The 12,590-nt window shown below is 62.8% G+C and carries 13 protein-coding genes; 5 read left to right on the top strand and 8 right to left on the bottom strand.

The window, feature by feature from the left end; genetic code table 11:
• Positions 1 to 145: 145 nt before the first annotated feature.
• From QYL93_RS09200 to QYL93_RS09190, 3 genes are all read right to left on the bottom strand, one after another.
• Positions 146 to 1,897 (bottom strand): methyl-accepting chemotaxis protein, encoded by a 1,752-nt coding sequence (locus tag QYL93_RS09200; protein ID WP_305743373.1) that lies wholly within the window; start codon positions 1,895 to 1,897, stop codon positions 146 to 148.
• An 85-nt stretch (positions 1,898 to 1,982) separates the two neighbouring features.
• The gene (locus QYL93_RS09195; protein WP_305743372.1) at positions 1,983 to 2,501 is read right to left on the bottom strand and encodes a chemotaxis protein CheW; all 519 of its coding nucleotides are present in this window, start codon (positions 2,499 to 2,501) and stop codon (positions 1,983 to 1,985) included.
• Positions 2,502 to 2,836: 335 nt separating this feature from the next.
• The gene (locus tag QYL93_RS09190; RefSeq protein ID WP_305743371.1) at positions 2,837 to 4,417 is read right to left on the bottom strand and encodes a PAS domain-containing sensor histidine kinase; all 1,581 of its coding nucleotides are present in this window, start codon (positions 4,415 to 4,417) and stop codon (positions 2,837 to 2,839) included.
• 138 nt (positions 4,418 to 4,555) lie between these two features.
• On the opposite strand from QYL93_RS09190, the gene QYL93_RS09185 reads away from it, so the two are divergent.
• A complete protein-coding gene (locus QYL93_RS09185) occupies positions 4,556 to 4,753 on the top strand; it encodes a hypothetical protein (RefSeq protein WP_305743370.1) in 198 nt (65 codons plus the stop codon).
• 191 nt (positions 4,754 to 4,944) lie between these two features.
• On the opposite strand, the gene QYL93_RS09180 is transcribed toward QYL93_RS09185, so the two are convergent.
• Genes QYL93_RS09180 through QYL93_RS09165 form a run of 4 tightly spaced genes read right to left on the bottom strand, consistent with a single transcriptional unit; the run spans position 4,945 to position 7,347 of the window.
• Positions 4,945 to 5,361, bottom strand: a complete 417-nt coding sequence (locus tag QYL93_RS09180) for a hypothetical protein (RefSeq protein WP_305743369.1) — start codon at positions 5,359 to 5,361, stop codon at positions 4,945 to 4,947.
• A gap of 22 nt (positions 5,362 to 5,383) precedes the next feature.
• Positions 5,384 to 6,178 (bottom strand): ABC transporter substrate-binding protein, encoded by a 795-nt coding sequence (locus QYL93_RS09175; protein ID WP_305743368.1) that lies wholly within the window; start codon positions 6,176 to 6,178, stop codon positions 5,384 to 5,386.
• A 28-nt stretch (positions 6,179 to 6,206) separates the two neighbouring features.
• Positions 6,207 to 6,980 carry an HD-GYP domain-containing protein gene (locus QYL93_RS09170; RefSeq protein ID WP_305743367.1) on the bottom strand — a complete coding sequence of 258 codons (774 nt, stop codon included), beginning with the start codon at positions 6,978 to 6,980 and terminating at the stop codon, positions 6,207 to 6,209.
• Positions 6,964 to 7,347, bottom strand: a complete 384-nt coding sequence (locus QYL93_RS09165) for a response regulator transcription factor (protein WP_305743366.1) — start codon at positions 7,345 to 7,347, stop codon at positions 6,964 to 6,966. The genes QYL93_RS09170 and QYL93_RS09165 overlap by 17 nt, the downstream gene beginning before the upstream one ends.
• Positions 7,348 to 7,479: 132 nt before the next feature.
• Here QYL93_RS09165 and QYL93_RS09160 point away from each other — a divergent pair, with 132 nt between their 5' ends.
• Entirely contained in the window at positions 7,480 to 8,181 is a 702-nt protein-coding gene (locus QYL93_RS09160) for a helix-turn-helix domain-containing protein (protein WP_305743365.1), read from the top strand.
• Between the two features lie 16 nt (positions 8,182 to 8,197).
• Positions 8,198 to 8,944, top strand: coding sequence for a response regulator (locus QYL93_RS09155; protein WP_305743364.1), 747 nt, complete (start codon positions 8,198 to 8,200; stop codon positions 8,942 to 8,944).
• A gap of 40 nt (positions 8,945 to 8,984) precedes the next feature.
• Here the strand turns inward: QYL93_RS09155 and QYL93_RS09150 are convergent, their stop codons facing one another.
• The gene (locus QYL93_RS09150; protein WP_305743363.1) at positions 8,985 to 9,899 is read right to left on the bottom strand and encodes a sensor domain-containing diguanylate cyclase; all 915 of its coding nucleotides are present in this window, start codon (positions 9,897 to 9,899) and stop codon (positions 8,985 to 8,987) included.
• A gap of 422 nt (positions 9,900 to 10,321) precedes the next feature.
• Between QYL93_RS09150 and QYL93_RS09145 the strand changes: the two genes are divergently transcribed.
• The gene (locus QYL93_RS09145; RefSeq protein ID WP_370876953.1) at positions 10,322 to 11,233 is read left to right on the top strand and encodes a nitrilase family protein; all 912 of its coding nucleotides are present in this window, start codon (positions 10,322 to 10,324) and stop codon (positions 11,231 to 11,233) included.
• A 70-nt stretch (positions 11,234 to 11,303) separates the two neighbouring features.
• Positions 11,304 to 12,467 carry a substrate-binding protein gene (locus QYL93_RS09140; protein WP_056172262.1) on the top strand — a complete coding sequence of 388 codons (1,164 nt, stop codon included), beginning with the start codon at positions 11,304 to 11,306 and terminating at the stop codon, positions 12,465 to 12,467.
• The last annotated feature ends 123 nt before the right edge of the window (positions 12,468 to 12,590 follow it).

The following is a 12,590-nucleotide window of genomic DNA, read 5'->3' as shown; positions in this document are numbered from 1 at the left end:
GCTCTCGGGAGATGGATTGGTCAGGCGAATCGCTCGGTGTGGAGCCGGGCAAAAGTCAAATGACCAAGACTTGCTTTGTAGGTGGCGCTGCCCCTGCTGCGGCTACTGCACCACCGGGGCGAGACGGAAACCATGCAGCAGCCGGTCAGAAGTTTTCCCATTCGTCGTTGTTGCCTTGCGCGGGCTTGCCGGTGGCCAGGGCGGGGCTGGTCCGCAACGATGCCGGGCCCGTCAGTGGTTTGGCCTTGGCCTGCGTGAAGCCGCCATTGCCCTTGGGCAGCGCCTTGCGCTGTAACGTGGTGGGGCGCGGCGCGGCGGTGGCCGGGCGGGGCGCTGGGGCCGGCGCGCTGCGGGCGCTGGCATCGAGCTTGAACACCGCCACCGCGTTGACCAGCTCGCCTGCCTGGCCGTTCAGGCTGCTGGCTGCTGCCGCCATTTCTTCCACCAGCGCTGCGTTCTGCTGGGTGGCCTGGTCCATCTGCGTGACCGCTTCTCCTACCTGCGCGACGCCTGCAGCCTGCTCGCTGCTGGCAGCACTGATCTCACCCATGATGTCCGTGACGCGACGGATGGAGGCGACCACCTCGGTCATGGTGGTGCCGGCCTTGTCCACCAGCAGGGTGCCTTGTTCCACCCGTTCCACGCTGGCGGTGATCAGGCTCTTGATTTCCTTGGCCGCCTCAGCGCTGCGCCCGGCCAGGCTGCGCACTTCGCTGGCCACCACGGCAAAGCCCCGGCCCTGTTCGCCCGCCCGGGCGGCTTCCACGGCGGCATTCAGCGCCAGGATGTTGGTCTGGAAGGCGATGCCGTCGATGACCGAGATGATGTCGGCGATCTTGCTGCTGCTGGCGTTGATTTCCTTCATCGTCTCCACGACTTCGGACACCACATCGCCGCCCTGCACTGCCACCGTGGAGGCGCTGATGGCTAATTGGCTGGCTTGGCGGGCGCTGTCCGCGTTTTGCTTGACGGTGCTGGACAGCTCCTCCATGGACGCTGCAGTCTCTTCCAGCGCACTGGCCTGCTGTTCGGTGCGGCTGGAGAGGTCGTTGTTGCCCGATGCAATCTCTGCACTGGCCGAGGCTACGCCTTCGGCGTTCTGGCGCACGGCGCCCACGGTGGTCACCAGGCTTTGCTGCATGCGCTGCAGGGAACTGAGCAAGTGACCCGTTTCGTCCTGGCTCTGGACCACGATCTGGCCGCTCAGGTCGCCCTGGGCGATGCGATCGGCCGTTTCGACGGCCTGTTCCAGGGGGCGGGTGATGGAGCGGATCAACCACAAGGCTGCCAGCGTTGCAAAGGCCACGGCCAGGGCTGCCGCCGCTATCAGCACCACCCGTGCGGTTGCCTCAGTCTGTTTGGCATTTTCAGCTTCTTGCCGTGCTCCCTTGCTGTTGAGCTCCACCAGCTTACCGAGGGTGGCAGACGTCTTGTTGAACAACTGCAGGGATTCGCCACCCAGCAAGGCTGCCGCCTGGTCCTTGTCGCTCTTGCGCGAGAACTCGAATATTTTCGCTGTGAGTTCCAAGTACTTCTTGCTGTCGGCGATGAAATCGTCGTACATCTTTCGCTCTTCTGGCGAACTGATGAGGGCTTCGTAGGATTTTTTCAGTTTGTCCAGCTCTGCCTGCAACTCGCCCATGGATTTCTCGTGGGTGGCGGTGGCGGCTGCATCGGCGGCCATCACATGGCGCAGTTCAAAGAGTCGGGCCTTGGCAATGGCGGTGTCGAGCTGGTTCACCAGTTCCACACTGGGGAGCCAATTGCCGGTGATCTCGCGGGTCTGGGCGCCCATGGCAGCCAATTGCGACCAGGCGGCGATGACGACGGCCAGCAAAACGGCGACCAGTACCGCGAACGTGCCGGCCAGGCGGGTAGAGATTTTCAGGTTGTTCATGGGAATGCTTCTAGGAAGGTGGATCCGTGCCCAACTCGGCAATAGTGGGCGTTCTTTGGGAGGTTGTTGATTGCAGTGCGTTGGATCAGGCGGTCGCCGTGGACTCGACCAGCCCGATTTCCTCGTGGCTGAGCAGGGCGTTGATGTCCATCAGGATCAGCATGCGGCCGTCCACATTGGCGATGCCCTGCACGAACGAAGGGTCCACGTCGCCCTGGGTTTCGAACTGAGGAGCCGGCTTGATGAGTTCGGGCGCGAGAGACACCACGTCGGCCACCGAATCCACGACCGCGCCAATCACCGAGGTGCCGATGTCCAGGATGATGACCACGGTGAAGTCGTTGTAGGCGACCTCGGCGCACTGCAGTTTGATGCGCAGGTCCAGGATGGGGACGATGCGCCCGCGCAGGTCGATAACCCCCTTGATGAAGTCCGGCGCGTGTGCCAGGCGGGTCGGCTGCTCGTACGAGCGGATCTCCTGCACGCGCAGGATGTCGATGGCGTACTGCTCGGCGCCCAGGCGAAAGGCCAGGTACTCACCCGGTGCGGCGGAGTCCAGAGCGATGCCTGAGTTTTTGGGGGTGGTGGAAATTGTGGTGTTCATGATAAAAAAAGTGGTGTCTTGCGGGTTTTCCGTAATTTTAATGATAAAAATGATTTAAGCAAGAGATTTACGTGGTGCTTTGGCGATAAATTCATATTTGCTACCTTTGGGGGATTCCGCAGGCGGCGCCGTTGGGGTAGGGAGATGGCCCAGCGCGGGGCCGCCGCTGGCGGCCTGCGCACCACCGTGATCCTTGGAAAGCACTCACCAAAGTGCGCGGTGCCTGAGGGTTGTCGTGCGCGCGATACGACGCAGCTGCGCCCAGCAGGCCGTCGGCATGCACAAGCCACCCACCTGCCACCTTCTTGCCGGCTGTGCGGCTTTTGGAGGCCGGGCTATTCCAGCTCTGCCGGCATGGTCTCGCTGGCGCCGCGTGCGGGCAGGATGATGTGGAACACCGAGCCGCCTTGCCGCACGTTCTCGGCGTAGATCTGCCCGCCAAGGGCCTCCACGATCTTCTTGCAGATGGCCAGGCCCAGGCCTGTGCCCCCTGAGCCGTCCTTGGTCTTGCTGGACTGCTTGAAGGCCTCGAAGATGGCGCCGAGCTCTTCGTGCGGGATGCCCGGGCCGTGGTCGCGCACGGCCAGCCGTATCTGGCCCCGGCGGTCGACCCTGCCCAGCAGGGTGATGGACGATGCTTCGGGAGAGAACTTGATGGCGTTGGCCACCACGTTGCGTATGACCTGTTGGAACCGCACGGGATCGACCTTGGCCGTGAGCGGCAGGTCGCCCAGCGCCACCTCCAGGTGCAGCTTGCGTTGGGCCAGCAGCGGCTCCAGCTCGCGCAGCACGGGGTGGATGATGCCGCGCAGATCCACCCGCTCCAGGTGGAAGGTGCCCACGGTACTTTCCAGCTTGGCCACGTCCAGCAGGTCGTTGACCAGCGAGAGCATGCGTTCGCCAGAGCGGTGGATGTCCTCGAACATGCCCGCCAGCCGGGCGTCGGCCTTGCCGCGCAGCATGCCCAGCTCCGAAAAGCCCATGATGGACTGCAGCGGTGTGCGCAGCTCATGGCTCATGTTGGCCACAAACTCGGATTTGGAGCGGGATGCCTCCTCTGCGGCCTCGTGGGCCTCGCGGGTCAGCCGCTCGGCCTCGCGGAAGTCGCTGACATCCATCAACGTGGACAGAATGCCGGTGGCCTGCCCGCGGGCATCGTTCACCACAGCTTTCGTTACCCGCGTGTCTCGCCAGGTCTGGCCTCCGTGGAGCATCCTTGTCTCGAACATCACCTGGCCACCCCGGCGCCGAAGTTGCCGGTCTGCGGCTTCGTGGACTTCAGCTTCCTCAGCGGGCAGGAAGTCCGACAGGCGCAGGCCGATAACCTGTGCGCGAAAGCGGCCTTTGTATTCCTCCCATGCGCGATTGACGAGCAGAAGACGTCCTTGCATGTCGGTCATGGAGATTGGCAGGGGATTCATCTCCAGCATCAGCCCGCGGAACTCCAGCTCATTTTGAAGCGCTTTCTGGGCCACCCAGCGGTCCGTCACGTCAACGGCACTGCCGGCGTATCCCGCCAGTTTTTGGTCTTCCAGCAGGGGCACTATGGCCACGTCGAACAGCAACTGGCGACCGCCGTCGAGGCGGAACATGGCCTGGCAGGTGCGGACACCGCCTGCCTCTCCACGGGCAAAGAGCTTGTCTACCTCGGACCTGTAGCTGGGGTCCACCAACTCCTGCAGTGGGCGGCCAATGGCCGCTGATTCGCTGCCACCGGTGAGCAACGGTAGCCGCGCGTTGACGAAAGTGATACGACCAGCAGTATTCGTGCGGAAGATGACCTCCTGCACACTGCGCATCAGCACTGCCAGTTCGCGTTCGCTCTTGGCAATGAGGATCTGTGTTTTCTCAGTAAGGCGCTGTGCTGCTTCGCGTGAGCGCAGGCTGCGCCACACCACCAGAGAAAGCAGAAGCATCAGTGCACTGGCCGCAAAACCTACAGAGACATACCCCAAGGCGTCTTGCCGCCACCGATCCATGGCGCTGGCCATGGACTCCTCTACCAGTATGACCAAGGGCTGGGTCCTGGAGAGTCGATATGCAACGATCTGCTCTTGGCCGCCGAAACCTTGTCCCGTAAAAACGCCGTGCTGGTGTGCGGGCAGGTGGGTGCGAAATACCGGCAAGTGCCCAACGTCGGCACCTCGCACCGCAAGCGCACCGGAGGTTGCAAGAACCTTACCGTCGTACGAAGCGATCATGGAACTGAAGCCGACTTGCCCCACGGCCATCTGCTGCTGATTCGCGAGTGAATCGGGGTTGAGCAGGCCAACGAGCACCAGCGGCTGGCCATTCTGCGCCACGAACGGCCGCAAAAGAGGGATGAACCCTAAGCCCGCTGGCGTTGCGCGTTGGAGTTTGTCGGTGCTCAAACTTGCAATGCTGCGACCTGGAATAAGGGGGCCCAGCGCATGCACGCCTCTTGGGGGACGGTAGCCCAGCTTCAGCAGGTCAACAACCAGTCCCGCATCACCCGGTGCGCTGCTGGCAACAACGTACCCTCGCTGTCCACCAGCGCAAGACTGCGCATGAAGGGCAAGCCTGCCAATGATTGTTTCAAAAATGCCTCGGTACGTTCCCTGCCCCCGGCTGAAGCGTGCAACGAGGCAAATTCGACGAGGGTGTCCATTGCGAAGAATCCGGTCTCGACGGTGCGAGTTGTCTGGTCCTCCAGCATGCGCGCCAGCAGTTCCGCTTTTGCCTGCGCCGAGCGTACGGTGCCAGCCTTGTCGCTGGCGGCTACCCACAGGGTTGCACCCAGAACACTGGCGGTCAGCAGCAAACCGGCTATCAGCGCGATGGTGCTTAAATTGCGGCCCAAGCTCACGGCTGCCGTCCGCAGATTGCTGCGCAACGTCATGGGGCCAGGCGCTACCGGCATGTCAACGAACTACGATTTCCGCAAGGCCGTTTTTGCTGGCGGCCGCATTCAGTCTGCCATCGCGCTTGATGCGCGTGACAAAGTCATCCAACGTCTTGTGCCAGGCGTCGTCTCCGGTTTTGACAGCGTAGGCATAGGGCAGAACGTGCACAGGCTGGGGCGGAGAAACTATGCGTGCCCAGTCTGCATTGTCGAGCAACCTGCGGCTGTAGGGGTAGTCGGTCAAGAACACGTCTACGCGGCCACTTTCCAGCTCTAGCTCGCGCTTGGACGGAGGGCTCACACTGACTAGTTTGGCGTGCTTTAGGCGCTCGCCCATCACCAACTCCATGGAGGTTCCGGCCTGCACGGCCACCAGAACGCCAGGCTGGTCGATATCGGCCCATTGCTTGATGACCGCATTGCTCTTGGTGGTGATACCGTAGACATCACTGCTCAGGTAGGGCTGGGTGAATTTGAGGTGGGCCATGCGGTGGGTCAAAATGCCGATGGCGAACATGCCCACATCGCAACGGTCCGCCCGCAGGTCTTCCACGATGGTGGCAAAAGACGAGTCGACATAGTCCACCTTCGCCTTGAGATCCTTGCCCAATTCGGCGGACAGGTCGATGTCGATACCAACCAATTGTTGGTTGCGTGGATTTCGGAAAGTGACGCCATAGTATTCGGGCCAAATGCAGACACGCACAACGTGCCTCGTCATTACCCTGTCGTGCACAGGGCCTGCTGACGCGGCCCCGCAGATGAGCAGGCTGGCAAGGGCGCTGCCGCAGGCGATTCGAATGATGGGCTGCATGGCGGTCTCCATGAGGGTAGGCCTGAAATCAGGGGGCGTCGATCAAGTCGGCAAATGTGGGGCGTAGCTCTGTAATTTTGCGTCGCAGGGCGTCTATTTGCTCGAAGTGATGAACGAAAGTGTCCACGATCTGGGGATCGAACGCCTTGCCGCGCTGCTCCACGAGCATTCCACGCGCTTTGAGCGGGGTCAAGGCTGGACGATAGACCCGGTCCATGGTCAATGCGTCGTAAAAATCGACGATGGCAGTGATACGGCCCGACAAAGGTATGTCGTGGCCTGCCAGCCTGCTGGGATAACCCATGCCGTCGAAGCGCTCATGGTGGGTCAGCGCCACTTCAGCCGCCAAGCGAAACACGGGCACCCGAGAGTTGCCAATGATCTCGGCGCCAATGCGCGGATGGCGCTTGATGATTTCACGCTCCTCTTCGGTCAGGGGACCGGCTTTTTTGAGCACATGGTCCGGGGTGCCGATCTTGCCGATATCGTGCATGGGTGCAGCGCGCCGAAGCATGCGGGCAAAGCCCGGTGTCGATCCTACGAGCAGCACCAACGCCTCGGCAAGAAAGCCTATCCGCACGATGTGAACGGAGGTGTCGTCGTCGCGGGCTTCGGCGGCCATGCACAACCGCAGCAATGCTTCATTGTGCGCCCGCGCGATTTCTTCCAGCGCCTTGTTTCGCTCACGGTACATGTGCCCAAAGTCTTCCACGAAACGCAGCATCTGTTCAGCTGCTGCTGCGTCGAAGCGGGTAGTCTCGCCTGCAGGGCGGGAGGCAATCTGCTCAATGGCTTCTGTCATGGGCGGCTTCCAGCCGGTAAATTGATTCCAATACCTGGATGGTGCTGAACGGCTTGGTGAGGTATTCGTCTGCGCCCGCCTTCATGCCGTCGCGGCGGTCTTCTGCCTGGCCGCGTGCCGTGAGCATGATGACTTTGGTGTGCTTCAGTGCGGGGTTTGCCTTGATGCAGCGACAGACGTCCAGGCCCGACAGGGTGCCGGGCATCATGATGTCCATCAGCACTACGTCGGGTGAGTGGGTGCAGGCCATCTCCAGTCCAACATCGCCGTTGGCGGCTTCATAGATCTCGAAATCCTCGAATTCCATGGTCATGTGCAGTAGCTTGCGGATGTCGGCGTGGTCTTCGACGATGAGTACTTTTTTCATGGGGCGCCTGTTTGCAGTTGTTGGCATATTTGGTAAATCCGCCAAATTTTGTCGTTGATTGATCATATCAATCATTTAAATCACTTGCAAGCGCCTTCAATAAAAATGATTTGCAAGTAAAATAGTGCAGCCATGAAAATTGAAACATCATCTTCCGACGCTTCCCCTGCGGCCGACCAACTCACCACCTTTGAGGCGGCGCGCATGCTGGGGATGGCGGTGCGCTCCGTGCAACTGATGGTCGATCGCAACGAACTCCAGGCATGGAAGACGCCGGGAGGGCACCGGCGTATTTCGCGCCGCTCGGTGGAGCAGTGGTTGCGCTCGCGCTCTGGTGGATCGGTGCCAGCGGCTGAGGCGCAGTTGCCGGCTGCCCCAGTGCGTGAACCTTTCAGGCAGCCAGCCAGGCCGATCCCGGAGCTTGCAGATGGCCGAGTGCAGGCGCCCGGCGATATGAAGGTGCTGCTGATCGAGGATTCCATCCATTTCCAGAATCTGGTGTCTTTGCTGGTGGAGCAGCACTTTCCGGCCTGGCAGCTGCACATTGCCAATGACGGCATCACCGGGCTGGCGATGTACGGCCAGATCCAGCCCGATATCCTGATCGTGGATATCCTGCTGCCCGGAATCGATGGAGCGGCCCTCATCACTACGCTGCGCTCGCACCCCCAGTTCGCCAGAAGCAGTCTCATCGTCGTGACCTCGCTGGACGAATCCCAGCGTGCCCCCTATGCGTTTGCGTTGCAGGGGGTGAACCTCATCCACAAGCCCCGGCTGGTGGCTGAATTGCCAGCGCTTCTTGCCCAGAGCGCGGAACTCAGGGCTGCCTCTTGAGCACAGGGCGCGTTCTATGACCAGCGCGTCTGATGCGCCGGTTCGGCGCGTGTTGCTGGTGGAAGACGATGCCTCGATTGCACGCTTCATCGACATGGCGCTGGAAGACCAGGGGGTGGATCTGACCGTGTGCGGCGATGTGGAAAGTGCCTTGGCCGCGCTGCAAGAGCGTCCTGTGGGGCTGGTCATCACGGATCTGATGCTGCCCGGCTTGTCGGGCTACGATCTCGTGGATCGGTTGCATTCCGAGCCCGCGCTGCTCGCTGGCGCCAAGGTGGTCATTTTCAGCGCGGGCGTGAACCTGGACAAGCAGGCGCGGCTTGAAGGCCGTGGCATATGGCGCATCCTGCGCAAACCGGCGTCGGTTGCCCAACTGCAGGCGTGTGTGCTGGATGCCTTTGTGGAGCATGAAGTTGCGCCGGCAACCCTTGCAGTTGTACCGCTGGAGCCTGCCGCTTCCAGCAGGGTGGAAAGCGACGCGGTCCTTGCCTATTTTGGCGGCGACGTAAGCCTGTTCCGTGCATACCGTGCCAAGTGCCTTGTGCAGTTTGAACACGATCTGGTGGCGGGTGATGCCGCCTTGAGCTCCATCGATCTCGCGGCGCTGCAGCGCCTGTCACACAGCCTTGCCACCGTGTTTCGCACGTTGGGCTGGGCAGAGGACGGCAAGGTGGCCAAGCAACTGGAGGTGTTTGCCGCTGAGGGAGATGCGCAGGCTTCAGCCACCGCCTGGGCCCGATTGCGCCCTCGGCTGCTTGGCTGAGACACGGCCTGACGTGCTGACTGCGGGTTGCAGACGTTGCTCAAAGTCGTCCGGCGGCCGCTGTCAGATCTGACATTTCGGGCGTGAACACGATGCTGCGCCCCCGGCCCTGTGCCTTGGCGTAGTACATGGCGAGGTCGGCGCAGTGCATCAAGGCATCGGGCTCCTGCGCATCCATGGGGTACATGGCGATGCCCACGCTGCAGCCAGTCTGAACCGGGAAGCCATCGAGGTTGCGAGGGCTTGAGAGCGCGGCGATGAGCTTGGTGGCCACCATGACTGCGTCCGAGAGCGCGTCGACCTCGCGCAGCAAAACGACAAACTCGTCCCCGCCAATGCGCGCAACGACGTCGCTGGCACGCACTTGGGCTGTCAGGCTCCCGGCCACATCGATCAGCAGCTTGTCTCCAAGGGCATGGCCGAAGGTGTCGTTGACGGACTTGAAGCCATCAAGGTCCAGCAGCAACAGCGCGACCCGCCGGCCAGCGCGCTGTGCATGCGCGACGGCGTGACGCAGGTACTCACTGAACAGCCAGCGATTGGTCAGGCCCGTCAGCGCGTCGTGCGTTGCCTGGTGCTGCAGTTGCCGTTCGGACTGCTTTGCCTCACTGGTGTCTCGAACAAAGGCGATGGTGCCAACATGGCCCCCGCCATCCACGCGGCTCAGTGCGATGTCTATCGGTACCTTGGTTCCGTCCTTGCGCAGCAGGGTCAGATCTCCCATGGTCCCCATGGGTCTGCGTTGGGGTTCGCTCGCATAGCGCTGCCTGTTTTCGACATGCAATCGGCGCAGGTCGGCCGGCAAGAAGAGTTCGACGGATTGCCCAAGCAGTTCATGGGGCTGGTAGCCTGACAGCGTGCACAGCGCCTCGTTGGCAAGCACGATGGTGCCGGCGTCCGATACGAACAGGATGCCGTCGGGCGCCTGTGTGACGATGAGCTCGGAAAGGTTCATGGGGCGCGGAATCCGTGGGTAGCCCTGCTGGGCGGTGCACCGGAACCGTTGTGGGGCCGGGTACCTTCCCATGGTCGGCCAAGTGCAGGTTCACCGGCTTGACGTGCATCAAGTCTTGCGTGCGTGACCGCGAAAGTGCGAGTTGGCGAGGCGAAGCAGGGGCGCCTATTGCGCTCCGGAAAATTCACGCTGCTCGCTATTGCTATTTTTTGTTCGCCCGCATGCCCGATCGACTACAGGGCGCAACAACGACACTGTGACAAGTTGTTGACTCCGATTTTTTCCACGTCCATAATTCGCGGCACTGGTTCGGTTTTCGCTGCACCAGCACCTCAGCAACATTGCTGATCACATACCGGCTATGAAAGCCCCTGACATGCGCGTACAGCGCGGTCAGGGGCTTTTTGCTTTTTGGAGTTTGAATGTCGTTGTCGTCCGATTCGGGAAACCTCCCCGCGCCAAGCACTGCGGGGCACCTCATCACCGTGGCGAGCATCCAGATGGAGCCACGCATCGGCCGCAAGGACGAGAACCTGGCGCGCTCGGTGGCCCTGGCCGAGCGTGCGGCCGCGGGCGGCGCTGCCCTGGTGGTGCTGCCCGAACTGGCCAACACCGGCTACATGTTCGAGAGCCGCGCCGAGGCCTTCGCACTGGCCGAGCCCGTGCCGAATGGCCCGAGCACGCAGGCCTGGATCGAGGTGGCCCGCCGCTGCAACACGCTCATCGTGGCCGGCATTGCCGAGCGCGATGGCGAGCGCCTGTACAACGCGGCCGTGGTCATAGGCCCCGGGGGCTGGCTGGGCACCTACCGCAAGCTGCACCTGTGGGGTGACGAGCACCTGTTCTTCGAGGCGGGCGACAAGGGGCTGCCGCTGTTCCACACGCCGTGGGGGCGCCTGGGTGTGGTGATCTGCTACGACGGCTGGTTCCCCGAGGTTTACCGCCTGCTGGCCATGCAGGGCGCCGACGTGGTGGCCATGCCCACCAACTGGGTGCCCATGCCGGGCCAGCCCCCGGGCAGCCCGGCCATGGCCAACACGCTGGCCATGGCCAGCGCCCACAGCAATGCGCTGAACATCGTCTGCGCCAACCGCACCGGCACCGAGCGTGGTCAGCCCTTCATCGGCCAGAGCCTGATCGTCGATGCCCAGGGCTGGCCGCTGGCGGGCCCCGCTGCCGTGGGCGGTGATGACCTGGTGCTCACGGCGCAGCTGGACCTCAAGGCCACACGCCAGGCGCGCCAGCTCAACGCCTTCAACCACGTGCTGCGTGACCGCCGCGACGACGTCTACGACCCCATGCTGGGCACCGGCTGGCCGCTGCCGCGGCACTGATGCCTACCTCCGAATTTTCCCGCCCCGTGTTTCTTTTTCGTTCAACCCCAACCCAAGGAGCCTTCTGATGATGTCCCCCTTTGCTTCCCTCCTGCGCTACGGCGCAATCGCCCTGGCGGCTGCGCTGGCCCTGCAGGCACAGGCCGCCGACCCCATCCGCATCGGCGTGGCCGTGGGCCTCTCGGGCGCCAACAGCGTGGTGGCACCGGCCGTGGTGCAGTCCTCGCAACTGGCGGTCGAAGAGATCAATGCCGCAGGCGGCATCCTCGGTCGCAAGGTCGAGCTCGAGATCGTGGACGACGCTTCGGGCGCCGTGGGCGCGCAGAAGGCCTTCGACACCCTGGTGTTCCAGAAGAAGGTCGATGCCGTCATCGCCATGGAGACCAGTGCCGCGCGCAATGCGGCCCTGCCCATCATCTCGCGCGGCAAGGTGCCCTACATCTACACCTCGTTCTACGAAGGCCGCTCGTGCAATCCCTGGATGTACGTCAACGCCTGGGTGCCCGAGCAGCAGGTGGCGCCCATCGTCAACTACTTCTGGTCCAACCTGAAGGCGCGCAACTTCTTCCTGGTGGGCAATGACTACGCCTTCGGCCGCGGCATGCTGGACTTCACCAAGAAGTACATCGAGAAGAATGGCGGCAAGGTGGTGGGCGAGGAGTACCTGCCCATCGACGGCTCCGACTGGACTCCGGTGCTCAGCAAGATCCGCGCGGCCAAGGCCGATGCGCTGATCAGCGCCACCGCCGGCGGCGCGCCCAACGTCTCGCTGGCCAAGCAGCTGCAGGGCTCGGGCCTGAACCTGCCCTACGGCAACCTGGCCATTGATGAAGCCACCGCGAAGAACATGGGCGACGTGGCGACGGGCATGTACATGTCGGCCTCGTACCTGACCACCATCGAAACGCCCGAGAACCAGAAGTTCATCGCTGCGATGACGAAGAAGTTCGGCGCCGACCTGAAGACGCCCAATGAGCTGTCCGAACCGCAGTACGAGGCCTTCTACCTGTACAAGGCCGCCGTCGAGAAGGTGGGCGCGGTGGACAAGGACAAGATCATCAAAGCGCTGGGCGAGGTGTCCTACACCGGCCCGCGCGGCGAGGTGAGCATGAACAAGAGCCGCCATGCGCCACTGGCGATGCGCCTGGGCCAGATCCAGGCCGGCGGCGCCATCAAGATTTTGCAGACCTTCAAGGGCGTGGACCCCGGCGCGCAGTGCCCTGACCTGAAGTAAGCCTGCCAGCAAAGGCTGCCGGTACCCTGCTGCGGTGCCGGCCGCTGGCCCCGCCCGGCCGCAAGGGCCGGGGGTTTCCTCCCGCACACCACCACGACCCGCTGCACGAGGGGCGGCGCCACC

Source organism: Acidovorax sp. A1169 (assembly GCF_030704685.1).
Taxonomy (GTDB): Bacteria; Pseudomonadota; Gammaproteobacteria; order Burkholderiales; family Burkholderiaceae_C; genus Acidovorax.
This window is presented reverse-complemented; position numbering and strand designations above follow the sequence as displayed.

What these genes read in the sequence shown, in the direction of transcription:
- QYL93_RS09200 (WP_305743373.1), bottom strand. Translation starts at nt 1,897, where the DNA reads ATGAACAACCTGAAAATCTCTACCCGCCTGGCCGGCACGTTCGCGGTA.
- QYL93_RS09195 (WP_305743372.1), bottom strand. Translation starts at nt 2,501, where the DNA reads ATGAACACCACAATTTCCACCACCCCCAAAAACTCAGGCATCGCTCTG.
- QYL93_RS09190 (WP_305743371.1), bottom strand. Translation starts at nt 4,417, where the DNA reads ATGCTTCTGCTTTCTCTGGTGGTGTGGCGCAGCCTGCGCTCACGCGAA.
- QYL93_RS09180 (WP_305743369.1), bottom strand. Translation starts at nt 5,361, where the DNA reads ATGACGTTGCGCAGCAATCTGCGGACGGCAGCCGTGAGCTTGGGCCGC.
- QYL93_RS09175 (WP_305743368.1), bottom strand. Translation starts at nt 6,178, where the DNA reads ATGCAGCCCATCATTCGAATCGCCTGCGGCAGCGCCCTTGCCAGCCTG.
- QYL93_RS09170 (WP_305743367.1), bottom strand. Translation starts at nt 6,980, where the DNA reads ATGACAGAAGCCATTGAGCAGATTGCCTCCCGCCCTGCAGGCGAGACT.
- QYL93_RS09165 (WP_305743366.1), bottom strand. Translation starts at nt 7,347, where the DNA reads ATGAAAAAAGTACTCATCGTCGAAGACCACGCCGACATCCGCAAGCTA.
- QYL93_RS09160 (WP_305743365.1), top strand. Translation starts at nt 7,480, where the DNA reads ATGAAAATTGAAACATCATCTTCCGACGCTTCCCCTGCGGCCGACCAA.
- QYL93_RS09155 (WP_305743364.1), top strand. Translation starts at nt 8,198, where the DNA reads ATGACCAGCGCGTCTGATGCGCCGGTTCGGCGCGTGTTGCTGGTGGAA.
- QYL93_RS09150 (WP_305743363.1), bottom strand. Translation starts at nt 9,899, where the DNA reads ATGAACCTTTCCGAGCTCATCGTCACACAGGCGCCCGACGGCATCCTG.
- QYL93_RS09145 (WP_370876953.1), top strand. Translation starts at nt 10,322, where the DNA reads ATGTCGTTGTCGTCCGATTCGGGAAACCTCCCCGCGCCAAGCACTGCG.
- QYL93_RS09140 (WP_056172262.1), top strand. Translation starts at nt 11,304, where the DNA reads ATGTCCCCCTTTGCTTCCCTCCTGCGCTACGGCGCAATCGCCCTGGCG.